A 21,397-nucleotide genomic window follows, 5' to 3' on the forward strand; every position below is an offset into this window, starting at 1 on the left:
ATTTATGACAATAAATGTAAACTATAAAAGTTTTGGAATTTTATTGCACAAATGTTCAATAAGTAACCGGCTAGCTTGGTTCAGCGTTTTCGGCTTAGGGTAGAGTAACCACCCCGTTTCTTCTGTGACAGCATATTGAGACAATACTTGCACCAACGCACCGGATTCGAGCTCATTTTTTACCAACAGTTTTGGGATATAACTGATGCCGCGGTCAAGCACTGTGGAGCTTTTGATAAAGCCGATGTTGTTGGAAATGAGTTTCGGTTTGAGCGCTACGTTTTGTTCCTGAAAGTGCCAAAGGTTGTCGACATTGCCATTTGGCCAACGAAAACAAATGCACTGATGATCGCTCAACTCTTCTAATGTAGCGGGCGTGCCGTGAGTTTGAAGGTAGTTCGGTGAGGCAACGACACATCGGTCTAGCGTTAAGATCTTTCTGGCGACAATGTCTGAATCAAACAGCATGCCGCCGTGCAGCGCGATGTCCAACCCCTGCTGAAACATATCAATAAAGCCATTGTTGATATTGCGAATGTCGAGCTCAACCTGCGGATATTGATCCTGAAATTCAAACAAAATGGGTTGAAGAGGTTCATAGGTTTCTGGCAGAAGGCCAAGTTTGATTTTGCCTCTGACCTCGATGCTTTCGTTACTGGCTTGCTGGTTTGCCGAATCAAGCAAGGTGAGCACTTTTTGCAGATCTTGGTAGTAGGCATCGCCTTTGTTTGTCAGCGAAAGGCTGCGAGTGGTGCGGTGAAAAAGTTGCGTTCCGAGGTAACGTTCCAGTTCTCCAATGCGTCGGCTAACATTTGCTCGTGGCAAGTCCAAAGCATTGGCTGCCGCTGTAAAGCTGCCAAGTTGGACGACTTTGGTGAACAGTTTTAGATCGTCAATTTTCACTCTTGAACTCCATACTCTTTGAGCGCCGTACTAAACCCTGACACTCTAGAGTATTGATGTGTGGTATACAAAACTTATTATTAATTATCGAAATATAAATAAGGGCTTCAACATGTTGAGATTTATACAACGTCGCCGCATTAAGAAAGTGATTAAGCTAATGAGTACCAGATTGGTGGTGGGATACGGCAGTCGTGAGTACTTTTCCGTCGGTCAGGTAAAGACGAGCACCAGTGAGTTAAGCACGTGCCAACAAAAAATTGCGTTGGCGTTGTACGCGAATCCGCAAGAGCTTGATTTGGAAAACCAACCAGAGTTGCAAGCCATCCGCTCTGATGTGGCGAATGACTTCTTTGCTGGTGCCGATTATACCGCTCAAGATGTGCTTAATTTATTCGGTGCTGGTGGCTGGAAAGGCGGCCGAATGGAAGATGGAATGTCTCATCATTTTGGTATGCACAGCCGATACTAGAGCGAGCTAACCTTATAAAGTCTTGTCAGTTAACTCGCTATATCACTTTGCCTTGTGAGGTGTCACTCCGATGCTTTGTTAAGCGGCACGCTTTACGAGGCAGAAGTGCTTTTTACCGCGTTGCAGTAACCAGTATTGGTCAAACAGTGGGAAGCTCAAGCTCGGGTTATCAGCCGACACTTTTTCTCCGTTTACACTGATGGCGTTGTTGCTGATGTGTTCGCGTGCAACACGCTTTGAGCTTGCTAAGCCTGACTCAATCAACAGCTCAACCAAATCTTGTTGTGCGCTCTCAATGCTTGGTAAACCATCCAACTCCAATTGTTTTAATTCACCCAAACTGAGTTGTTGCACATTACCGCTGAATAAAGCTTGCGTGATGCGTTCGGCACTGGCTAGACCTTCTTCGCCATGAACAAATCGCGTCATTTCTTCAGCGAGAATACGTTGTGCTTGTGGCTTGCCTTGGCTTGCTTGGTCTTGCGCTTCAATGCTGGCAATTTCTTCGCAGCTCAAGAACGTGTAGTAACGCAAGAAGTGGTAAACGTCGGCGTCTTCTGCGCCAAGCCAGAACTGGTAGAAGGCGTAAGGAGAGGTTTTGCTAGGATCTAGCCACACTGCGCCGCCTTCGGTTTTGCCAAACTTGGTACCATCGGATTTGGTGATCAGTGGCAGAGTTAAGCCAAATACTTGCTCACCATTTTGACGACGAGTTAAATCGATCCCGCTGACGATGTTTCCCCATTGGTCATTGCCACCGATTTGCAAACGACAATCGTATTGACGGTTTAGCTCGGCAAAATCGTACGATTGCAGTAGGGCGTAGCTAAATTCGGTGAAGGAGATACCTTGGTCAGGTCGTTGCAGGCGTTGTTTTACCGATTCTCGGTTGACCATAGTATTGATCGAGAAGTGCTTACCTACATCACGGAAGAAGTCGATGACGTTGATCGCTTTCATCCAGTCAGCATTGTTCACCATGATCATTGGCTTGGTCAGTTGGTGATTCATCAACTGCTGAATTTGATTAGAAAGATCGTTAACCCAACCTGAGACGATTTCTGAAGAATTCAGGCTGCGCTCGGTCGCTTTAAAGCTCGGGTCGCCAATCATGCCCGTTGCACCGCCAATCAAGGCAACAGCTTGGTGTCCCGCATCTTGAAAGCGCTTAAGCATAATCAAAGGCACAAGGTGGCCGATGTGCAAGCTGCCTGCTGTAGGATCGAAGCCGCAGTAAACGGTTTGTGGCTGTGAGAGAAGTGTCTGAATTTCTTCCAAATCGCTGGCCTGTGCAATCAAGCCACGATCTTGTAAATCTTGCAGTAATGGTGTCGTCATTCTTTTTGTCTGTCTTAGTGGTTGTTGTATTCAGACTAAAACGCGACACCTTTTGTCGATATATCCCTTAAGGGACAGTTTTTTATCTTGAATGGAGAATAAGGTGATTGAGGAAAAGCTGGAATAACTCACTCAATGAAGACACATTTAACTGCGAGTAAATGCGTTTTCGATGATTTTTGACCGTGCCTTGCACTAAGTGTAACCGCGCGGCAATTTCTTTGGTGTCAAACCCTTGAGCGAGAAGTGAAGCCACCTCTTGCTCGCGACGAGTGAGTGATTCTACGCCAAATGTTGCTAAAGCTTGCTCAATGGCTAATCGCATACTGCCAGAATAAGCACTCTGGACAAAAACAGGCTCAGAAAAGGTAAACTCCGTTTGTTTCCAGTGCTGCTGACAAAGCGATTGAATTATCGGGAAGTAGGGCTTTAATTTATTGATTTGCTGTTGAGAAAAGTATTTTCCATCATTCATATACCCGAAGTACAACATGACCCAACGGCCAGGTTCGACTTCGACTAGAATGCTCAGTTCGTCTTTCCACCCGGTCTGATGGTAGAACTGTTCGCAGTAGGAAGTAAAATCAACGCCTTTGCGTGCTACGTCTTTGAGCGTAAATACGCCTTGTTGCTTTGTCTCGTTTAGTTTGAGAAAAAAAGGGTCATTTTGAAATGAGTCAGTAAGGTAGCGTTGAAAAAGTAATTCTCGCTCGTTCTCAATCGAGTCGTAGAGATAAATAGGATGTTTACCTTCTCGATAACCTAAAATAACCGCGCAATCAAAATGAAAAAGAGTGCGAATGACACGCATAAGCTTAGGAGTAAAGTTAGGCGTATTAAGAGCAGAAATTGCTTCTGCCAGCAGATTATTAAAGTTATTGTCAGGCATGGGATACCGAATCGCAGATGGTTTTGGGCAAGCATAACGAAAAGCCATCCAACGAGAAAGGGAAGTCACCATCTTCTGGTGACTTCCCATGAGAAAGTTGCACAAGTACTCAGTTTTGAGGAGTCATAGCTGCGTTAACTTATTGATAAGGGTGCATAATAACCGTTCTGTTTAAGCAATTAGTTGCTATGCGTCACTGCGTGTTGGTGAGCTCTTCGTTAACCCAATATTTAGAACCAGACACGTTGGCATCGATGAGCAAGCCTTTTGCATTCAACTGATAAACGGCGACGCCACTGTTAAATTGCTTTGAAAGTTGCTCAGAATCTTCGCCAGCTACAGCAGAGGCTTCACTGGTCGCTTCCCATCCTTCGTTGACGAACGTATCAAAGTCTTCTTTGCTCTCAAACAGAATCACTTGTTGGTAAAACTTGCCGCCAGCCCCAAGTGCGACGCCCAAACCAAACATATTCATATAAGTGCGTTTTTCTGTTTCCTTATTGACTGCGACACCTGACCCTGAGTTGGTGTGAAACAATAAAGACAATTTACGAGAATCAAAGACCGCGTAGCCGTAAGCGTTGTCGTAAATGGCTTTGGCCTCCGGCTTTTCATTAAACAACTTGAGCAAAGCACTATCCGCCATTAAGTCTACGGCTTGGCGAGCTTCTTCTGGCGTGTCGCCTTCCATCAGTTCATCAATTTTCTTGTCGGCTGCATCTATCCATTCTTTGCTTTTCTCGATACTAGCTTCTGTCCACTCGCCCGCGGTATTGATTGCTTCCTCGGACCAGTTCGTGAAATCTTGCCACGCTTGTTTTGAAAAGGCTTTGGTATCGTCCCAAGCATCTTGCGCAGTATCAGAAACCGCTTCGCCTAGCTCAGACATTTTGTTGGAAATATCATCCCAATCTGCGTAAGCGGGAGATGCGATGAGCATCAATGTGGTAATGAGTGCGATAGACTTTTTCATCAAATTCTCTCTGGAGTTGTCGATACATCATTCATTCTAGGTCATCAGACTTTGATAATGAAATTGACTAAATAGCGATCTTGAGAGAGGAATCACGAACTGATTGCGAAATGACGTATGAATAACAAAGCCCTCACAAGGGGAGTGTGAGGGCTTGAGTTTTTAGCGTGTTACTTGCTGCTAACTTTACCGAGCTGTAACCAAGTATCGATAACGGTGTCTGGGTTTAGTGAAACAGAGCTGATGCCTTGCTCCATCAACCATTCCGCCAAATCTTCATGATCTGATGGGCCCTGACCACAAATACCCACGTACTTGCCAGCTTTGGTTGCTGCGTCAATTGCCATTTTCAGCATGATTTTCACCGCCGCGTTACGCTCATCAAATAGGTGAGCAACGTCGCCAGAGTCACGGTCCAGACCAAGCGTTAGCTGAGTCATGTCGTTTGAACCAATCGAGAAGCCGTCAAAGTACTTCAAGAACTCATCGGCAAGTACCGCGTTGGATGGCAGTTCACACATCATGATGACTTTAAGACCTTGGTCGCCACGGCGCAGATCAAACTTCGCTAGCAAATCAATCACTGATGCAGCTTCGCTTGGTGTACGCACGAATGGGATCATGATTTCAACGTTCTTCAGACCCATTTCGTTACGAACGCGCTTGATAGCTTGAGTTTCTAACTCGAAGCAATCTTCAAACACTGGAGAAATGTAACGAGACGCACCACGGAAGCCGAGCATTGGGTTTTCTTCATGCGGTTCGTAGGCTTTACCACCAACCAAGTTGCTGTATTCGTTCGATTTAAAGTCAGACATACGAACGATGACGCGTTTTGGCCAGAAAGCAGAAGCGATAGTCGCGATGCCTTCAGTCAGTTTGCTTACGTAGAAATCGATAGGATCTTTGTAACCACGAATGCGCTGTTTGATTTCTGCTTTTAGCTCATCGCTTTGCGCATCAAAGTTAAGTAATGCTTTCGGGTGAATACCGATCATCTTGTTGATGATGAACTCTAGACGAGCAAGGCCAACACCTTCGTTTGGAATCTGAGCAAAGTCGAATGCGCGATCTGGGTTGCCCACATTCATCATCACTTTGGTCGGCAGCAGTGGCAGTTCATCAACAGAAGAGCGTTTTACATCAAACTCAAGTTCACCTTGGTAAACGTAACCCGTTTCGCCTTCTGCACAAGATACTGTTACTGTTGCGCCATCAGTCAGTTTGCTTGTCGCATCGCCACAGCCAACGATTGCAGGAATACCGAGTTCACGAGCAATGATTGCTGCGTGACAAGTACGTCCGCCACGGTTGGTAACAATAGCAGAAGCTTTCTTCATCACTGGTTCCCAGTCTGGGTCAGTCATGTCTGTAACCAACACATCACCTTCCTGAACCAATGACATTTGGTCCAGAGAGTCAACCAAACGTACTGCACCTTTACCGATACGTTGACCGATGGCACGACCTTCAATCAAAACATCTGCTTTGTTCTGTAGCTCGTAGCGCTCAATCACGTTTTGTTCCGTTTGTGAACATACGGTTTCAGGACGAGCTTGAACAATGTACAGCTTGCCGTCGATGCCATCTTTTGCCCATTCAATGTCCATTGGACGCTGGTAGTGCTTCTCGATGATCATCGCTTGTTTGGCGAGCTCTTTGATCTCTTCGTCGTTCAGTGAGAACGTGTTGCGCTCTTCATCAGAAGTATCAACGATATCAACTTGTTTGCCGATCTCTTGGTTGTCAGAGTAGATCATTTTGATCAACTTAGAACCAAATGTTTTCTTAACGATCGGGTGTTCGCCCGCTTCAAGCATTGGCTTATGAACGTAGAATTCATCAGGGTTTACTGCGCCTTGAACGACCATTTCACCTAGGCCCCATGAAGAGGTGATGAAGACAACTTGGTCGAAACCAGACTCAGTATCAAGCGTAAACATTACACCCGAAGAAGCTTTGTCTGAACGCACCATACGTTGGATACCCGCCGATAGCGAGATACCACGGTGGTCGAAACCTTGGTGTACACGGTAAGAGATCGCACGGTCGTTAAATAGAGAAGCGTAAACGTGCTTAGTTGCTTCTAGTACTGCGTCGATGCCTTTCACGTTCAAAAACGTTTCTTGCTGACCAGCAAAAGAAGCATCAGGCAGGTCTTCTGCCGTAGCAGATGAACGAACTGCGACTGAAAGCTCAGGGTTGCCTTCAATCAGTTCTTGGTAGTTTTCACGGATTTCTTGTTCAAGGTCCGCAGGGAAAGGGGCCTCTAATACCCATTGACGGATGGTTGCACCTGTCTTACGCAGAGCTTCCACATCCTCAACGTCTAGTTCATCAAGTAATTGGTGAATACGCTCATCCAAACCTTCGTGGTCAAGGAATTGGTTAAACGCGTATGAGGTTGTCGCAAAACCATTTGGTACAGAAACGCCTGCGTTCGCTAGGTTAGAAACCATTTCGCCAAGTGAAGCATTCTTACCGCCGACTTTGTCGACATCATCCATGGATAGGCCATTGAACCAGAGGGTGTTCTTTTGCATGTCTTTCTCCAGAAACATTGCAGCTTAGTAGGGGGACTTAAATCGCTCTAAACAATCGCATGTTGGCTGTTATTACACGTTGACCATACATTGCTTCATTTAGATTGATATCAAAGGCAAACGATTACGTTCTGGCTGAAAAAAATTCAAAAGAATTTTTAAAGCTGTGGTGAACCTAACTGAAAGCCAAACTGATTTATTAATATTATGTTTACCATCCTACTCAAAAGATTTTGAAAAATTAAACAGAAATGCAAATAAATAACCAAAGTCGTGATGTGTTCTATGTTTCTGACGGTACGGCGATAACATGTGAGACATTAGGGCATGTTGTTCTCGGTCAATTTCCGTTCATTCCTAACGAAAAAACCTTTCCGTTCGTAGAAAGCCAGGACAAAGTTGCTGACGTTGTAAAAGAAATTGAAACTTCCTACCAACGCAATGGCGTCAAACCTCTGGTGTTTTTCTCTATCGTGGTGCCAGACGTACGTGAAATGCTGTTGGAAGCGCCTGCATACAGCTACGATGTGTTGGAAAGCATTGTACAGAAAGTGCAAGACGACATTCAGATGGCGCCAAAACCCAAGTTGCAACGTTCTCGCAGTGTAGGGAAAGATTCCGATACCTATTTCGACCGTATCGCGGCCATTGAATATACATTGGCGCATGATGATGGCATTACGCTAAAAGGGTTGGAGCAAGCTGATATCATCTTACTTGGCGTATCGCGCAGCGGGAAAACCCCCACCAGCCTATATATGGCGATGCAGTTTGGTTTGCGTGTCGTGAACTACCCATTTATCGCGGAAGACGTGAAGATGATGCGCTTGTTGCCTGAGTTTGAGATCCATCGTCATAAATTATTCGGGCTTACTATCGACCCTGAACGTTTGACTGAAATCCGTGAGAATCGTTTATCCGGAAGTGATTACGCCAGTACCGAGCAGTGTAAGCTGGAGCTAGACACCGTAGAGGCGTTGTTTAGAAGAGAGGCGATCCCATATATCAATACGTCCTCTCTGTCTGTTGAGGAAATTACTACGCGTATTCTGGAAAAAGCAGGAATGAAGCGTCGCTTGTTTGGCTAACAAGACAAGCTCATGTCGCTATGTGTAAGAGGAGGTAAGGTGTGTACCTCCTCTATCGAATGAACCTTAGACAGAATTAATAGTATTGGAACATCTTTTGGATGTCTTGATAGTTTTTGGTCTGAGTCAGTGACAGCATCAGTAAGATACGTGCTTTTTGTGGGTTTAGTGTGCCTGAGGCAACAAAGCCATATTTGTCGTCATCAATTTCAGCATCCAAAGTGGTTGAGCCGGTTGGTGTGCGAGAGCTTCTTACAACAACAACGCCATCTTTGCTCGCTTTTTCTAGCTCATCAAAGACCGTGTGGTACAAGTTACCATTACCCACACCAGCACTTACAATACCGTCAAACTTCGCATCCACAAAGGCTTTGACTGGTAAGCTCGACGCATTTGCATAGTTATAAACAATGCCTACTTTAGGTAGTGTGTTGAGTTTTGATACATCGAATGGTGTTTCTGTGGTGTGTTTACGCTCTGGGCTTCGTTGATATTTGGCATCGCTATTATGAATGTAGCCGATAGGGCCAAAGTTAGGTGACTGGAAAGTACTGACGGAAGTGGTGCTTGTTTTAGTTACGTCTCGCGCGTCGAATATAGTGTCATTCATCGCGACTAACACGCCGCGCCCTTCAGAATCTTCATCGGTGGCTGTCACGACGGCGTTGTATAAATTAACTGGGCCATCAGCACTCATTGCGGTGGAAGGACGCATTGCACCGACGATCACGACTGGCTTTTTGCTCTTGACGGTCAGATCAAGGAAGTAAGCGGTTTCTTCTAACGTATCGGTACCATGCGTGATGACGATACCGTCAACATCATCTTGAGCGAGCAGTTCGTTGACGCGTTTGGCTAATTTAAGCCATACCTCATCATTCATGTCTTGTGAACCAATGCTGACTACTTGCTCTCCGGAAATATCGGCAATGTTGGTCATGCTAGGTACCGCAGAAATCAATGATTCAACGCCGACTTTACCTGCTGTGTAGTTTGACTCTGTCGCAGATTGACCTGCGCCTGCTATGGTGCCGCCAGTGGCAAGAATTTTAATGTTCGGAAGATCGGATTGCGCAAAAGAGAACGAACTGATGCATAAACCGAGAGTTATCGTACTGAGGCGGAAAAGATTTTTCGTCATGGGAATCACCTGCTGTTAGGTTGGATGTTGGGGAACTCATCTATCCTAAAAACAGCGGGTTAGATTTTTTGAGCACTAGTTCAACAAATTGCAGATGAAAATCGTGATCAAGCAATCAGTTAAAGAACATTAATTCAAACAATTAACTTAAATAACGTGCTTCTTTAACAAGTGAGATGTACTAATAACGTGCATAATGCGTTATATGCTCTAATCTATTGATTGGGAAATAAAGAGGGAAGGGAGGCGCGATTAGGTTACTAAACACGAATTGAGAAGTGCAATTTCTTCAAAGTTTACAGTGTAAAAAAAAAGCGGCTTTACCCCGGAACAGATAAAAGCCGCTTGCCAATGATGTGTTAATTCACATCTTATCGCATAATCATTTGTTCACGACCAGGACCCACAGACACCATTTTTACTGGTACGCCCATGAGTTCCTCAATGCGTAGAACGTATTTCTGTGCTGCTACTGGTAGCTCTTCAAACTTACGACAACCTGTGATGTCCTCGCTCCAGCTTTCCATCTTCTCGTAGATTGGCGCAAGAGATGCAGTTTGAGGCCAGATTGGGTTTTCGCTGTGGTCGCCTTCGTAGCCAACACAGATTTTCAGATCGTTAAGGCCAGTCAAACAGTCTACTTTCGTTAGTGCAATTTCAGTTGCGGCTTGCAGTTCAACGCCATTCTTCGTAGCGACTGCGTCGAAGTAGCCCATATCGCGCGGACGACCTGTAGTTGCACCGAACTCGCCTGCAAGTTCACGGAAAGCGTCTTGCTCTTCCATTGCCGTGATCAACGTACCAGTACCTACTGATGAGCTGAATGCTTTTGCAACCGCAATCACGCGTTCAGGACGAAGTGCCGGAAGACCACTGCCGATACCCGCATACATTGATACAACGTTAGAAGATGTTGTCCAAGGGTACTCACCGTAAACAAGGTCACGACCCGCGCCAAGCTGCGCTTCGAACAATAGTGTTTTGTCTTTTGCTTGTAGCTCTTTTAAAGGAAGCGTTACGTTGCAAATTGAATCGCGCCAAGGTGCAGACACCTCTAGCAACCAGTTCGCCATTTCTTCCGCGGTTTGCTCGAACTCGAACGTCGGGTAAAGCGCACGCAGTTGCGGCAGTTTCCAATCCATCATGAATTGAAGGCGTTCAACCAATACTTCTGGTTGCTTCAACCAACCAACAAGAATGCCTTTCTTCATTACGCGGTCACCGTACGCAGGTGCAATACCTTGACGAGTTGAGCCGTATGCTTTGTCGCCTAAACGCTGTTCTTCTAGCGTATCTTCTAGTGCGTGTAGAGGTAGACACAGTGTTGCGCGATCAGAGATGCACATATTCACTTTTACGCCCGCTTCTTCAACTTCCGCAATCTCCTGAGACAGCAACGCAGGGCTGATAACCATACCCGGACCTAACACTGCCAAACAGTCTGGGTTGAATACGCCACTTGGTAGCTGGTGCAGCTTAAACGTACCTAGATCGTTAACCACGGTGTGACCCGCGTTGTTACCACCTTGGAAACGAATGCTCGCAGAAGCTTGCTCTGCCAAAAAGTCAACGATGCGGCCTTTGCCTTCATCACCCCAGTTTGCACCCACAACAACGATAGACGACATAATTTAATCTCCAAAAACAGATGCAAAAATCTTAAGACGTTCGCCATAATAAGAGAAATTAATTATACTCATTAACTTGATAAGAATTTCATATCGGAATTGGCAATGTTAGATTTGAACTGGCTACGAACCTTCGTAACTCTTGCAGAGGTAAAACATTTTGGCAAAACAGCGACGGAACTGCACATGACGCAACCGAACGTCAGCTTGCATATCAAGCAGTTGGAGCAGGCCACGCGCACGAAATTGATTGAGCGAAATCCTGTGCAGTTGACGCAAGCGGGGAAGCGTTTGTTAGCTACGGCGCAGCGAATGCTCAATGAGCTGCAAATTTGTCAGTCGGATCTCAATGCCATCAATGATCTTACGCAGGGGACGCTTTCTATTGCGGCGAGCGATATTGTTTCACGTTTACTGCTTATCAAACCATTTCAGCAATTCAAAAGTGAATACCCGGGTATCGACTTGGCATTGTTCAATACCACGTCTTCTCAAGCGGTGGATTTGGTGAAAAGTGCGCGTGCCGATATCGGCTTTGTTATCGCACAAAAAGAGAGTCAACCGCTGCATTTTACGCCTCTCACGCAGATTCATTGGTGTGCGTTCGGCGATAACATTTTTGAGTGGCAGGACAATCGAAAAGAGAGCCAGACGTTGATTTTGCTAGGGCACGACACGCGAACCCGTGAGCTGATAGATGCGTCTTTACCTGAGTTAAATCTGCCGAAGCATCGCGTGATGGAAGTGGGCAGTGTGGAAGCACAAATCGACTGGGCAGAAGCGGGGTTTGGGACCGCCATTGTGCCGGATTTCTCTCTTGATCCGAGGTTAACGCTTTCCCGAGAGATCACGCCTTTGCCTAGTTTTCCAAACACCGATTTCGGCTACATTGTGCGCCAAAATCAGGTACTCTCCAAAGCCGCCAAACAGCTACTCACTTGGGTTGGAGAGAATGTGTCAGTAGTGGGAGAGTAACGGATGAAAGATGACGACATTATTGTTTCGCTGCCCTCTCTGATTCATCGCATTGGCGGTGAGAATGCTAAACGCATTAAAGTCATTGCGGCGGATTGCGGGTGTGACGTTAAGCGAGTTAGGCGCTCACGTCATTGGCAAGTTTCTGGAGAAGCTTTGAACTTAAAAGCGTTACTTGATCAGCTAAAAGCAGGGCAGTGTGAAGAGCTAAGGTTTGTGATGAATAAGTTGGAGAAAGGGTTATCCGTTCATCAGGACAAACTGGAACCGTTGGAAGAAAAACTGATTCGGTTGGTGGTGCAAAACCCAAATATCACCTTGGCGGAGTTGATGACAGAAACGCACTGTACGATTGCGCAAGCCAGAGCAGCTCGGTTTGAAGCGGAAATGCTCTAGCGTAGAATTTTTATTTACTCATTCTAGCAGCCAATGTTACGGTGCGGGCTATTACTAAAAATTAAGGCCATTTTTTATCATGGATATTTGGAAGCTCCTCCTTTTTATTCCCGCTTGCTTTGCTCTGAATATGACTCCAGGCCCAAACAACTTATTGGCAATGAATAATGCGCGTTGTTACGGTTTTCGTGCCGCGTTTGTCGCTAGTTTAGGGCGTATTACGGCATTTTCTGGCATGATCGCGTTGTCTGCCTCTGGGCTCGCCGTGATTTTGTACACATCAGAAATGCTGTTTTTAGCGTTAAAGCTGGTGGGTGCGTTGTACCTATTGTGGATTGCATTCAACCTTTGGCGTTCGGAATCGAGCCCGATCTCTGAGTTAACTAACTCACGCAACTATGCAGGGCTTGCGAAACAAGAGTTTACGCTTGCCGCCGGTAACCCGAAGGCGATTCTTATTTTTACTGCATTTTTACCGCAGTTTGTAGACGTGAACGCTAACGTTCAAGAGCAGTTTTTTGCTCTTGGCTCCACGTTTTTGATTTTAGAAATGGTCGCCATTTCAATTTACGCGATTTTTGGTTTGTACCTTAGACACTGGTTTTCAAATCCAAAAATGGCGAAACGTTTTAATCGCGGATGTTCGCTGTTTTTAGCAGCATCTGGTGTGAATTTGCTACTAAGTAAGCAATAACGCATATCATTTCTGTAGCGTATTTTTCTATTAAAAAAGAGCCGCTGATGTTATATCAGCGGCTCTTTTCGTTGATGCATCTATTGTTTGTTGTTACCACATCAAGTCATCTGGCACGACGAAATCTGCGTATGGGTCGTCTTCTGCTGGAATGTCCGATTCTGGTTCTTTCTGTTCGATGATGACGGATTCATCACGTTGAGCAATTTTATTTGCTACTCCGCGTGGAATGACAACGTAGCTTTCACCGACAATAGCAATGGCTAGAATGCCTTTAATCAACTGTTCACGGATGAGAGCATCAACATACAGTGACTTAACCAAGGTGCCATGGGTGAAGTTGTACTTAATATCGCCATCTTTTAAGTCGATCTTGTTCATCTCAATCAATTGATTGATTTGCGCTTTGATCTCTTTATTCAAACGCTCGGCATTTTGCTGTTCGCTCAATTGTTTATCACGCTCTAACTGTTGGCGTTTATTCTCTTCAACCGCCGCTTTTACTTCGCGTGCTTGAACGCGTGATTTTTTAGAGCCTTTCTTCGCTTTCTTTAGTTTCTTTTCATTAACTAAGCCAGCTTTCAGCATTTGTTCTTGAAGGGTAAGTTTTGCCATGTTTCATCCAGTTAGTGCGCAATTTTGTGCATTTTAGCGAGTCCTTATCAGCAAGGAAAGGGCGATGATGACACGTCGGAGAAATTATCGGACTCAAGCAAACGCAATGCGTCCCAAAGCATCACTTGGTTGGAGCTTAGTACAGGAATACCAAAGCGGCTTGAGAAATAAGGCAGTAGATGCATGACTCGCATGTTCGTGCATGAAATAAATACCGCGTCCACAGTGCAATCAATCGACTCAAGCAGCTGCGCTAAGGCATTTTCTACGTCTTGCCCTCCAATGGTTGGGATATGGGGATCGTAGTCGAGATTGAAATACCCAAAGGCTAGAACGTCAATGCCATGTTCGGTCATGGACTCATAAAGTGGGTGATTGACGTCATTGGTATACGGCGTCAGCATAACGATTCTTTGAGCTTGATGGTGTTCAAGCGCTCTCAGTGCGGCTTGCCAAGGGTTAGTTGTTATGGCTTCGGGTCTCTCTTGACGAATTAAATCAGTGATTTGATCGGAGCCAATGAGCACACTAGCTGACGTACAGCCAAACGCCATGACGTTGATTGGCCACATTGGCACGATGGTGCGTACACACTCGCGGATACTGTTTTGCATGTCTGTTAAGTGCAGAGGATCGACAGTACCTGTGGTGAGAAAGCGTGAAGTGTATAAGCGAACATCTGCGGGTAAATGCTCGCGCCATTCGTTTTCTAGCACATAGTCGGTCGCGAGTTGAATGAGTCCGATTGAACGTTGATAAGCGGAGACATCCGCCGAAAACTCAAACTGAGTGGTTAAAGATTGAAACGTACAGAGCTCTGGCATGTTACGGCCCTCAAAAAGTGCGGTGGTTGCCCACCGCCAAAGTCACAGGGAATAAGTTACATCGTGGATTGAATGCTGGTGAGTTGTTGAGCAGTATAGTCAGCGATTGCGGTGTCTTGAACGCCAGTCCCTGTTAAATCACATACCGAAACATCGTCAACACGCCTTGAGTAGGGGTGCTTGCCGCAAATGATGTCGCCAAGTTCGACTAGGCTACGGGTGAGCGGTTTGTCTACACCACGTAATTCGCCAAGTGATTCTGACTGACTGATTCGATCAACCACCAGATGCTCAGCGTTTAGGATGACTGAGGTGGCAAGCTCACGTTTATGAGGGCTGTCTGAACCCATAGCGATCACGTGTGCTCCTGATGGGATATCTTCCCAATTCAGCAAAGGTTCTTTTGATGGTGTTGTCGTGACAATAATGTCGGCTTCTTGGCATGCTTGCTGGATAGAGGAATGCACGGATACGGATAGATCGTATCGTTGCTCCATACGTTGTTTGTAAGCCTGCGATTTTGTGTTGTCTCTTGCCCAGATGTTCACTTGGGAGATTGGCCTAACTAATTTTATTGCAGCGACTTGGAGTTCTGCTTGAAGCCCACTGCCAATAACCGTAATTTTGGATGCTTCTGAGTTCGACAGGTATTTCGCGGAGATAGCGCCGGCGAGAGCAGTACGAATGTCGGTTAGATACCCTTCGTCAAACAATACGCTATCAACCAGCCCTGTTTTCGCGCTAAAGAGCACCATCAAACCATTTAGGCTGGGTAGTCCCAGTTTTGGGTTATCAAAAAAACCTGGGCTGATTTTTATCGCGAAGCGCTCATTACCTTTGATATGCGCCGTTTTTACATCCACTTCGCCGTTATGCTCTTCGATTGCCATGCTAAGAATCGGAGGCATAGTGACGTTGCCTTGCCCAAGCGCTTTGAAGCCATTTTCCACGGCCGCTAACGCATTAAGATCTAACTGAGTCACTTGCTCTATCTGAGATTTATTATAGATTTTCATTCGCACGACCTCGGTTATTCTTTGACTTGGCGGCCAATTTTTAATGCCGTCTCAAAAGTGTCTGAAGAGACGTTTTTTCCACTGAGCACCAAAACGACTTTCTTACCGCGTAAGTCCAGTTGATGCTGGTGAATGGCGGCAAGCCCCACTGCGGCCGCGCCTTCTACGGCAAATTTTTCTGCATCGAAAATATCTGCCATGCCTTTGGCGATGTTGTGTTCACTGACTAAAAACGCTTTATCCATGACTTCTTGCACGAGTTTGAAGGTATAGCGATTGTCTAAACCTATGCCGCCACCTAAGCTGTCAGCAAACGATTCGTGCTCTTCAACTTGTACTGGTTTTCCTGCTTTAATGCTTTCTACCATCGCAGCGCCTTTGTCCATGGAAACGCCATACACGTTCACTTTGCTGCTGTTTGATTTTGCGGCTAAGCCAATACCACCAATCAATCCGCCGCCAGATAACCCGGCGAAAATGACGTCGACATCAGGAAGATCTTCAATGATTTCTAGCCCAATGGTCCCTTGTCCGGCGATGATGTCTGGGTGTTCGAATGGTGAGAGATAGGTCATCGACTCTTCTTCTGTTAGCCTCAATGCTTCTCGCTCCGCGTCGTCTTGAGCTTGACCAACAATTCGAACTTCTGCGCCTAGTGCTTTAATTGCGTCGACTTTGTTTTGTGGTACTAAATTGGACATACAAATCACGGTGCGGACTCCTAGTCGTTTCCCAGCATAAGCCACGGCACGGCCGTGATTACCAGTAGAGCAAGTGACGACGCCATGTCGTTTTTGTTCCTCACTCAGTTTGTTCATGGCATGAGTCGCTCCACGCAATTTAAAAGCACCAATAGGTTGTAGTGTTTCCAGTTTTAACCAAATTTCACATTGATATTGTTGCGATAACAGTGGTGAGTGAAGTAATGGTGTGCGACTGACTAATCCGTTAATCGCTTTCTTTGCGGCAAAGATTGCTTGTGTTTCCATGTAGTACGTCTCTTAGGACCGCCCCCTCTAACTTGGTCAGAGAGGGCGGTAATCGTTGGTAGGTTTGTGAGTTGGTTAATTCGCGGCTATTTTGGCTGCCACTGTTTAGACGTGACGAGGTTATCCATCACTTTATTGACCGCTTGGTGCGCTTTGTCGACAATAGTGTCGATGTCATTACGATTCGCGATAAGCGGTGGAGCAAAGCCGAGGATGTCACCATGTGGCATGGCGCGAGCGATTAAGCCTTGCTCTAAACAGGCCGCCGCGATTTGCGGACCTACTTTCAAGTTTGGATCAAAGTGTGCTCGGCGAAGCTTGTCTGAAGAAAACTCCAACGCATGCAACAAGCCAACGCCACGAGTATCACCGACTAATGGATGATCGTTAAACGTCTCCGCCATACGTTGCTGCAAGTAAGCGCCGACTTCGGCTGCGTTTTGCACCAGGCCTTCACGTTCAATGATATCGAGGTTGCAGTTCGCGGCTGCCGCTCCCATTGGGTGACCGGAGTAGGTATAACCGTGTCCGATAGCACCCCATTGGTCGGTGCCGTTTTCTAGCACACTCCAAACTCGTTCACCGACGATCACGCCAGATAGCGGTTGATACGCAGAGGTTAACCCTTTCGCTACCGTGATGAGATCCGGTTTCATGTCGTAGTGCAGCGAACCAAAATCGGAGCCGAGGCGGCCAAAGCCACAGACCACTTCATCCGCAATCAAGAGTACATCGTATTTGTCGAGTACTTTGCGAATCGTCTGCCAGTATCCTTCTGGTGGTGGCACAATACCACCAGTACCGAGCACTGGTTCTGCAATCATCGCTGCCACCGTTTCAGGGCCTTCTTCCAAGATCATCGCTTCGAGTTGATCCGCACAATATTGAGAGAATTCAAGCTCAGACATGCTCTCGTCTTCACGGCGATAGTAATACGGCGCCATGGTGTGCTTGATGCGCTCAAGCGGTAAATCAAAATGTGCGTGGAACAGAGGCAACCCTGTCATTGAACCCGAAGCGATACTTGAACCATGGTAGCCGCGATCACGGGAGATAATTTTTTTCTTCTCTGGTAGACCACGAGCATTGTTGTAATACCAGACCAATTTAAGTTGAGTTTCGTTCGCATCACTGCCTGACATGCCGTAGTAGACTTTACTCATGCCTTCAGGCGCCATTTTGATGATGCGATCTGATAGTGTCACTAGTGCTTCGTTGGTATGACCGACGTAAGTATGGTAGTACGCCAGCTCTTTGGCTTGTTCATAAATGGCATCGGCCATTTCAGTCCTACCATAGCCAATGTTCACACAATACAACCCGGCAAAGCCGTCTATCAGCTCGATGCCTTCTGAATCGGTGATGCGTATTCCGCTTCCGCTCGAGATAATTCTTCCCGAAAGCTCCCCAGCCGCATACTGCTTCAGGTGGGTTGAGGCATGAAATACTCTCTGACGGTCGATCTCTAAAAGTTGTTTGGTTTTGTTGCTCATGATCCTTCTCCTCGAATAATTGGATATCCATATTTCGTGCCTTAACTGCCACTGACGGTTGGTAAAGCGCCTAAGCAGCAGTATTTGATTTCACTGTATTCTTCAAAGCCGTGGCGACTGCCTTCTCGTCCAAGCCCTGACTGTTTCACACCGCCGAATGGGATAGGGTGGCCAGTCATCTTGACGGAGTTCACGCTCACCATGCCAAACTCCAAACCACGCATGCAGCGCCAAATTTGGTGAATATCGTGGCCATAAACATAGGCAGCTAAGCCGTATTCAGTGTCGTTGCTCATTTCAATCACGGTATCTAAGTCTTGGTAAGGCAATACGCCTGCCACAGGACAAAAGTTCTCTTCGCGATATACCGCCATGTCTGGGGTGACATCGGCCAGTAATGTTGGCGCGAAGAAGTTTTCGCCTGGTACGGGCTGGTGGTATCCCGCTACCAATCGCGCGCCTTTGTCGAGTGCGTCACGCACCAAATCATGCGCTTTATCCACCGCAGCGCGATTGATCAGCGGCCCCATGGTGGTTTTTTCATCTAAACCATTGCCCAAAACAATGTGGTTCATTTCTTTGGCAAACGCTTCCAAAAACGCTTCGTACTTATCGTCAGGGACGAAAATACGGTTTGCGGCCAAGCAGTCTTGTCCTGCGGTTTGAAACTTGGCATCCACGGCGGCTTTGGCTGCTTGCTCGACATCCATATCTGGCAGCACGATGAAAGGGGCATTACCACCGAGCTCCATGCTGCACTTCTTCACGGTTTGTGCCGCGTCACGCAGCAGCAACTTACCCACTCGAGTTGAACCTGTGAATGAGAGCGCTTTGACTTTATCGGAGTGACACAAGGTTTGTGACACCATCACCGCATCGCCAGTGATCACGTTAAATACACCAGGTGGAAAGCCAGCTCGGTCTGCTAACTCTGCCAAGGCCAATGCGGAGAAAGGCGTTTCACTGGCAGGTTTGATGAGCACCGGACAGCCTATCGCTAATGCTGCGGCGGCTTTACGGGTGACCATTGCATTAGGAAAATTCCATGGTGTAATCAATGCTGCGACACCAATCGGTTCGCGCACCGTTGACAGCTGCGCATTCGGAATATGACTTGGGATGGTTTCGCCATAACTGCGGCGTGCTTCCTCTGCAAACCAACGAACAAAGGATGCGCCGTAGTCGATTTCACCCAAAGCATCACTTAATGTTTTGCCTTGCTCCATAACCATCAAACGAGCAAGATCTTGTTTTGATTCTAAAATCAGATCGTGCCAACGCATGAGAATTTCAGCGCGTTCTTCTGCTTGCATTTTTCGCCATTGACGAAAGGCTTGGTCGGCTTCATCAATCGCTTGATAGAGTTGTTGCTGAGATAGCTTGGTAATGTAGCCGATGACCGTACCATCCGCTGGATTATCCACCGGATGAAATTGGTCACCACTTATCCATTTGCCATTTATGTACGCTAAACCTCTCACCAAACGTACGTCTTTCATTATCGCCATCATGTCGTGCGAGGCTTTTAATTCCTCAGCATGTAAGCTGTGCAGTGCTGTCATGAGTCCTTCTCCCAGCGTCGTTGTCCATAGTTAAACTGTAATGGAGAAGTGACCGAAATAATTTCTGATGCCGAGGTTTAAACCATCAAAACTTTCTTTTCCACATCGTTAGATATGGTGATTTTTCTGGTCGTCTTTTAAGCGTGTTTTCCCTTTTAGAACAAGGCGTTTTGGTTCACTTCTAATGTGCCTGCATCACGTTTGATTGTTTTCGTCACGATGTAAGTAAAGTAGCGCTCAATGCCCACTTCTGACTCTAACCAGTTGTCGATAAGCCGCTGATATTGATCAATATCTTCCGACTGAATTTTGAGGATGTAATCGACACCGCCTCCTGTGGCATAACAATCAGTGACTTCTGGTGAGTGTTGAACCAGTTGCTCGAAACGTTTGAACGCTTGGGCGCTGTGCTCTTTGAGCGTAACTTCAACCATGACCGACGTTCGTTTGAACAAAACATCGGTATTTACTTTTGCCCCATAGCCTTCAATGATGCCTGCTTCTTCCAGTTTTTTGACACGCTCCCAGCAAGGGCTCACAGATAGGTTAATGGCCTCGGCAAGGTGAGATTTGGTAATACGGCCATTGTCATGAAGTATTTGTAAAATTTTTACGTCGTAGCGATCGAGGCGCATAATTGGTCTCCCTGTAAAATACCAATCAGTTCAGAATAGTTGATGACTGGTCAACCGCTATAAGGTGGCCCGAAGGCCACTCCTTTTTCTGTTATTGATTGAACTCTTGTTCCAGTGAGCTCAGCACTGCTTTACCGCTGTCGCCTGTAAGCTCGATGTATTTGTCCCGCATTGGCATAGAAGCTTGTTTAAATGCTGCACGTTCGTCACTGTCGAGTTTTATCATCTGCATATCTGGTTTGGCTTGCTTAATTTGATCAAGACGTTTTTGGTTAAACTCATCCTGTTTTTCAAATATAAAGTCAGTCATACCAGCGATGACTTTATTGACCTGATCTTGGCGGGCTTGTGGGAGGGTTTCGAACCAACTGTTGTTGGTAATGACAGTCGTAGTAAATTGTTGCTGTCCTGCCCAGATCATGTAGTCGTTCACTTCGTAGAACTTCATTTCTTCGATAGCAAAAACGGGGTTTACTTGACCATCGATCATTTTAAGTTGCAGAGCACCATAGACTTCTGAGTAGGGTAAAGGCGTAGGGTCGGCTCCAAACGATTTATAAGCCTCAACCAGCATTGGCGATGCCATCACGCGCATTTTGAAGTTATCAAAATCTTTTGGAGAACGAATCTCACGGTTGGTCGTCCACACCATTTCACCTTCTGGATACATAGTGAGAAGTTTGAGGTTTTTCTGTTCTAGCTTTCCGCCGAGTGTGTCATAGATAGTAGGGCTTGAACTCAGCACTTTTTTATTCACATCATTGTCTTGCGACAAAAGGTAAGGGATGGAGAAAACCTGCATTTCGGGCACGAATGAACCAAAAATACCTGGCGATGCGTTGGTAAATTGGATAATACCGTTCGCAGTAAGCTCGGTAAGATCTTCTGACTGACCCAATGTACCGTATGGATAGACTTCCACTGTGACGTCGCCATCGGTTGCATTTTCGATGCGCTTTTTAAACTCTTGCGCATAAGCATCTTGCACCGAGCCTTTGACTTCTTCTAGAGCGAATTTCCACGTCTCTGCATAAACATTGCTGGTGGCAAAGCTGGCAGCGATCAGTACGGCACTCGTTAGGTAGCTGTGTTTCATCGGATTCATCCATTTCTTCCTTAATCAGTTTGTGAGTCAATTCACCAACGGCAGGTGATACACCAGACCCGATGTTGTGTCGTGTTTAGGGCGTGTTGACCTTTCGAGCTGATTTTTGCAGCGATTT

The 21,397-nt window shown here is 46.2% G+C and carries 20 protein-coding genes; 5 read left to right on the plus strand and 15 right to left on the minus strand.

Annotated elements, in window-relative coordinates; genetic code table 11:
• Nucleotides 1–21 precede the first annotated feature (21 nt).
• Nucleotides 22–903, minus strand: a complete 882-nt coding sequence (locus ACWPOD_RS01050) for a LysR family transcriptional regulator (RefSeq protein WP_005392703.1) — start codon at nt 901–903, stop codon at nt 22–24.
• A 112-nt stretch (nt 904–1,015) separates the two neighbouring features.
• Between ACWPOD_RS01050 and ACWPOD_RS01055 the strand changes: the two genes are divergently transcribed.
• The gene (locus ACWPOD_RS01055) at nt 1,016–1,375 is read left to right on the plus strand and encodes a DUF6559 family protein (protein ID WP_152813364.1); all 360 of its coding nucleotides are present in this window, start codon (nt 1,016–1,018) and stop codon (nt 1,373–1,375) included.
• A 78-nt stretch (nt 1,376–1,453) separates the two neighbouring features.
• On the opposite strand, the gene tyrS is transcribed toward ACWPOD_RS01055, so the two are convergent.
• The 4 genes from tyrS to ppsA form a co-directional block, all read right to left on the minus strand.
• Nucleotides 1,454–2,713, minus strand: coding sequence for a tyrosine--tRNA ligase (gene tyrS, locus ACWPOD_RS01060; protein ID WP_237310760.1), 1,260 nt, complete (start codon nt 2,711–2,713; stop codon nt 1,454–1,456).
• Nucleotides 2,714–2,795: 82 nt separating this feature from the next.
• On the minus strand, nt 2,796–3,602 hold the full coding sequence (locus tag ACWPOD_RS01065; RefSeq protein WP_258661714.1) for a response regulator transcription factor: 807 nt from the start codon (nt 3,600–3,602) through the stop codon (nt 2,796–2,798).
• Between the two features lie 193 nt (nt 3,603–3,795).
• Entirely contained in the window at nt 3,796–4,575 is a 780-nt protein-coding gene (locus tag ACWPOD_RS01070) for a lipid-binding SYLF domain-containing protein (protein WP_395202297.1), read from the minus strand.
• A gap of 170 nt (nt 4,576–4,745) precedes the next feature.
• Nucleotides 4,746–7,118, minus strand: a complete 2,373-nt coding sequence (gene ppsA, locus ACWPOD_RS01075; RefSeq protein ID WP_006741382.1) for a phosphoenolpyruvate synthase — start codon at nt 7,116–7,118, stop codon at nt 4,746–4,748.
• 251 nt (nt 7,119–7,369) lie between these two features.
• Between ppsA and ppsR the strand changes: the two genes are divergently transcribed.
• Entirely contained in the window at nt 7,370–8,206 is an 837-nt protein-coding gene (gene ppsR, locus ACWPOD_RS01080) for a posphoenolpyruvate synthetase regulatory kinase/phosphorylase PpsR (RefSeq protein ID WP_005392709.1), read from the plus strand.
• A gap of 76 nt (nt 8,207–8,282) precedes the next feature.
• Here the strand turns inward: ppsR and ansB are convergent, their stop codons facing one another.
• Together ansB and ACWPOD_RS01090 are read right to left on the minus strand one after the other, a co-directional pair.
• Nucleotides 8,283–9,347, minus strand: coding sequence for an L-asparaginase 2 (gene ansB, locus ACWPOD_RS01085; RefSeq protein ID WP_005392710.1), 1,065 nt, complete (start codon nt 9,345–9,347; stop codon nt 8,283–8,285).
• 371 nt (nt 9,348–9,718) lie between these two features.
• Entirely contained in the window at nt 9,719–10,975 is a 1,257-nt protein-coding gene (locus ACWPOD_RS01090; protein WP_104973443.1) for an adenylosuccinate synthase, read from the minus strand.
• Between the two features lie 105 nt (nt 10,976–11,080).
• Between ACWPOD_RS01090 and ACWPOD_RS01095 the strand changes: the two genes are divergently transcribed.
• The 3 genes from ACWPOD_RS01095 (at nt 11,081) to ACWPOD_RS01105 (ending at nt 13,040) form a co-directional block, all read left to right on the plus strand.
• Nucleotides 11,081–11,950 (plus strand): LysR family transcriptional regulator, encoded by an 870-nt coding sequence (locus ACWPOD_RS01095; RefSeq protein WP_253644534.1) that lies wholly within the window; start codon nt 11,081–11,083, stop codon nt 11,948–11,950.
• 3 nt (nt 11,951–11,953) lie between these two features.
• On the plus strand, nt 11,954–12,346 hold the full coding sequence (locus ACWPOD_RS01100; protein ID WP_048624767.1) for a ribosome recycling factor family protein: 393 nt from the start codon (nt 11,954–11,956) through the stop codon (nt 12,344–12,346).
• Nucleotides 12,347–12,425: 79 nt separating this feature from the next.
• Nucleotides 12,426–13,040 (plus strand): LysE family translocator, encoded by a 615-nt coding sequence (locus ACWPOD_RS01105; protein ID WP_006741386.1) that lies wholly within the window; start codon nt 12,426–12,428, stop codon nt 13,038–13,040.
• A 93-nt stretch (nt 13,041–13,133) separates the two neighbouring features.
• On the opposite strand, the gene ACWPOD_RS01110 is transcribed toward ACWPOD_RS01105, so the two are convergent.
• The 8 genes from ACWPOD_RS01110 to ACWPOD_RS01145 all read right to left on the minus strand — a co-directional run bounded on the left by ACWPOD_RS01110 (nt 13,134) and on the right by ACWPOD_RS01145 (nt 21,279).
• Nucleotides 13,134–13,655: a DUF2058 domain-containing protein gene (locus ACWPOD_RS01110; RefSeq protein ID WP_006741387.1), complete on the minus strand. Its 522-nt coding sequence runs from the start codon at nt 13,653–13,655 to the stop codon at nt 13,134–13,136.
• 47 nt (nt 13,656–13,702) lie between these two features.
• Nucleotides 13,703–14,479, minus strand: coding sequence for a maleate cis-trans isomerase family protein (locus tag ACWPOD_RS01115; RefSeq protein WP_114323418.1), 777 nt, complete (start codon nt 14,477–14,479; stop codon nt 13,703–13,705).
• A 56-nt stretch (nt 14,480–14,535) separates the two neighbouring features.
• Nucleotides 14,536–15,495: a cyclodeaminase gene (locus ACWPOD_RS01120; protein ID WP_006741389.1), complete on the minus strand. Its 960-nt coding sequence runs from the start codon at nt 15,493–15,495 to the stop codon at nt 14,536–14,538.
• 14 nt (nt 15,496–15,509) lie between these two features.
• Entirely contained in the window at nt 15,510–16,484 is a 975-nt protein-coding gene (gene eutB / locus ACWPOD_RS01125) for a hydroxyectoine utilization dehydratase EutB (RefSeq protein WP_258692162.1), read from the minus strand.
• Nucleotides 16,485–16,570: 86 nt separating this feature from the next.
• Nucleotides 16,571–17,977: an aminotransferase gene (locus ACWPOD_RS01130; RefSeq protein ID WP_456231442.1), complete on the minus strand. Its 1,407-nt coding sequence runs from the start codon at nt 17,975–17,977 to the stop codon at nt 16,571–16,573.
• Nucleotides 17,978–18,018: 41 nt separating this feature from the next.
• Nucleotides 18,019–19,539, minus strand: a complete 1,521-nt coding sequence (locus ACWPOD_RS01135; protein ID WP_456231443.1) for an NAD-dependent succinate-semialdehyde dehydrogenase — start codon at nt 19,537–19,539, stop codon at nt 18,019–18,021.
• Nucleotides 19,540–19,694: 155 nt separating this feature from the next.
• A complete protein-coding gene (locus ACWPOD_RS01140; RefSeq protein WP_006741393.1) occupies nt 19,695–20,174 on the minus strand; it encodes an Lrp/AsnC family transcriptional regulator in 480 nt (159 codons plus the stop codon).
• Nucleotides 20,175–20,265: 91 nt separating this feature from the next.
• Nucleotides 20,266–21,279 carry a TRAP transporter substrate-binding protein gene (locus ACWPOD_RS01145; protein WP_005392727.1) on the minus strand — a complete coding sequence of 338 codons (1,014 nt, stop codon included), beginning with the start codon at nt 21,277–21,279 and terminating at the stop codon, nt 20,266–20,268.
• Nucleotides 21,280–21,397 lie beyond the last annotated feature (118 nt).

It is taken from the genome of Vibrio sp. JZG120 (assembly GCF_053890955.1).

What these genes read in the sequence shown, in the direction of transcription:
- ACWPOD_RS01055 (WP_152813364.1), top strand. Translation starts at nt 1,016, where the DNA reads ATGTTGAGATTTATACAACGTCGCCGCATTAAGAAAGTGATTAAGCTA.
- tyrS (WP_237310760.1), bottom strand. Translation starts at nt 2,713, where the DNA reads ATGACGACACCATTACTGCAAGATTTACAAGATCGTGGCTTGATTGCA.
- ACWPOD_RS01065 (WP_258661714.1), bottom strand. Translation starts at nt 3,602, where the DNA reads ATGCCTGACAATAACTTTAATAATCTGCTGGCAGAAGCAATTTCTGCT.
- ACWPOD_RS01070 (WP_395202297.1), bottom strand. Translation starts at nt 4,575, where the DNA reads ATGAAAAAGTCTATCGCACTCATTACCACATTGATGCTCATCGCATCT.
- ppsA (WP_006741382.1), bottom strand. Translation starts at nt 7,118, where the DNA reads ATGCAAAAGAACACCCTCTGGTTCAATGGCCTATCCATGGATGATGTC.
- ppsR (WP_005392709.1), top strand. Translation starts at nt 7,370, where the DNA reads ATGCAAATAAATAACCAAAGTCGTGATGTGTTCTATGTTTCTGACGGT.
- ansB (WP_005392710.1), bottom strand. Translation starts at nt 9,347, where the DNA reads ATGACGAAAAATCTTTTCCGCCTCAGTACGATAACTCTCGGTTTATGC.
- ACWPOD_RS01090 (WP_104973443.1), bottom strand. Translation starts at nt 10,975, where the DNA reads ATGTCGTCTATCGTTGTTGTGGGTGCAAACTGGGGTGATGAAGGCAAA.
- ACWPOD_RS01095 (WP_253644534.1), top strand. Translation starts at nt 11,081, where the DNA reads ATGTTAGATTTGAACTGGCTACGAACCTTCGTAACTCTTGCAGAGGTA.
- ACWPOD_RS01100 (WP_048624767.1), top strand. Translation starts at nt 11,954, where the DNA reads ATGAAAGATGACGACATTATTGTTTCGCTGCCCTCTCTGATTCATCGC.
- ACWPOD_RS01105 (WP_006741386.1), top strand. Translation starts at nt 12,426, where the DNA reads ATGGATATTTGGAAGCTCCTCCTTTTTATTCCCGCTTGCTTTGCTCTG.
- ACWPOD_RS01110 (WP_006741387.1), bottom strand. Translation starts at nt 13,655, where the DNA reads ATGGCAAAACTTACCCTTCAAGAACAAATGCTGAAAGCTGGCTTAGTT.
- ACWPOD_RS01115 (WP_114323418.1), bottom strand. Translation starts at nt 14,479, where the DNA reads ATGCCAGAGCTCTGTACGTTTCAATCTTTAACCACTCAGTTTGAGTTT.
- ACWPOD_RS01120 (WP_006741389.1), bottom strand. Translation starts at nt 15,495, where the DNA reads ATGAAAATCTATAATAAATCTCAGATAGAGCAAGTGACTCAGTTAGAT.
- eutB (WP_258692162.1), bottom strand. Translation starts at nt 16,484, where the DNA reads ATGGAAACACAAGCAATCTTTGCCGCAAAGAAAGCGATTAACGGATTA.
- ACWPOD_RS01130 (WP_456231442.1), bottom strand. Translation starts at nt 17,977, where the DNA reads ATGAGCAACAAAACCAAACAACTTTTAGAGATCGACCGTCAGAGAGTA.
- ACWPOD_RS01135 (WP_456231443.1), bottom strand. Translation starts at nt 19,539, where the DNA reads ATGACAGCACTGCACAGCTTACATGCTGAGGAATTAAAAGCCTCGCAC.
- ACWPOD_RS01140 (WP_006741393.1), bottom strand. Translation starts at nt 20,174, where the DNA reads ATGCGCCTCGATCGCTACGACGTAAAAATTTTACAAATACTTCATGAC.
- ACWPOD_RS01145 (WP_005392727.1), bottom strand. Translation starts at nt 21,279, where the DNA reads ATGAATCCGATGAAACACAGCTACCTAACGAGTGCCGTACTGATCGCT.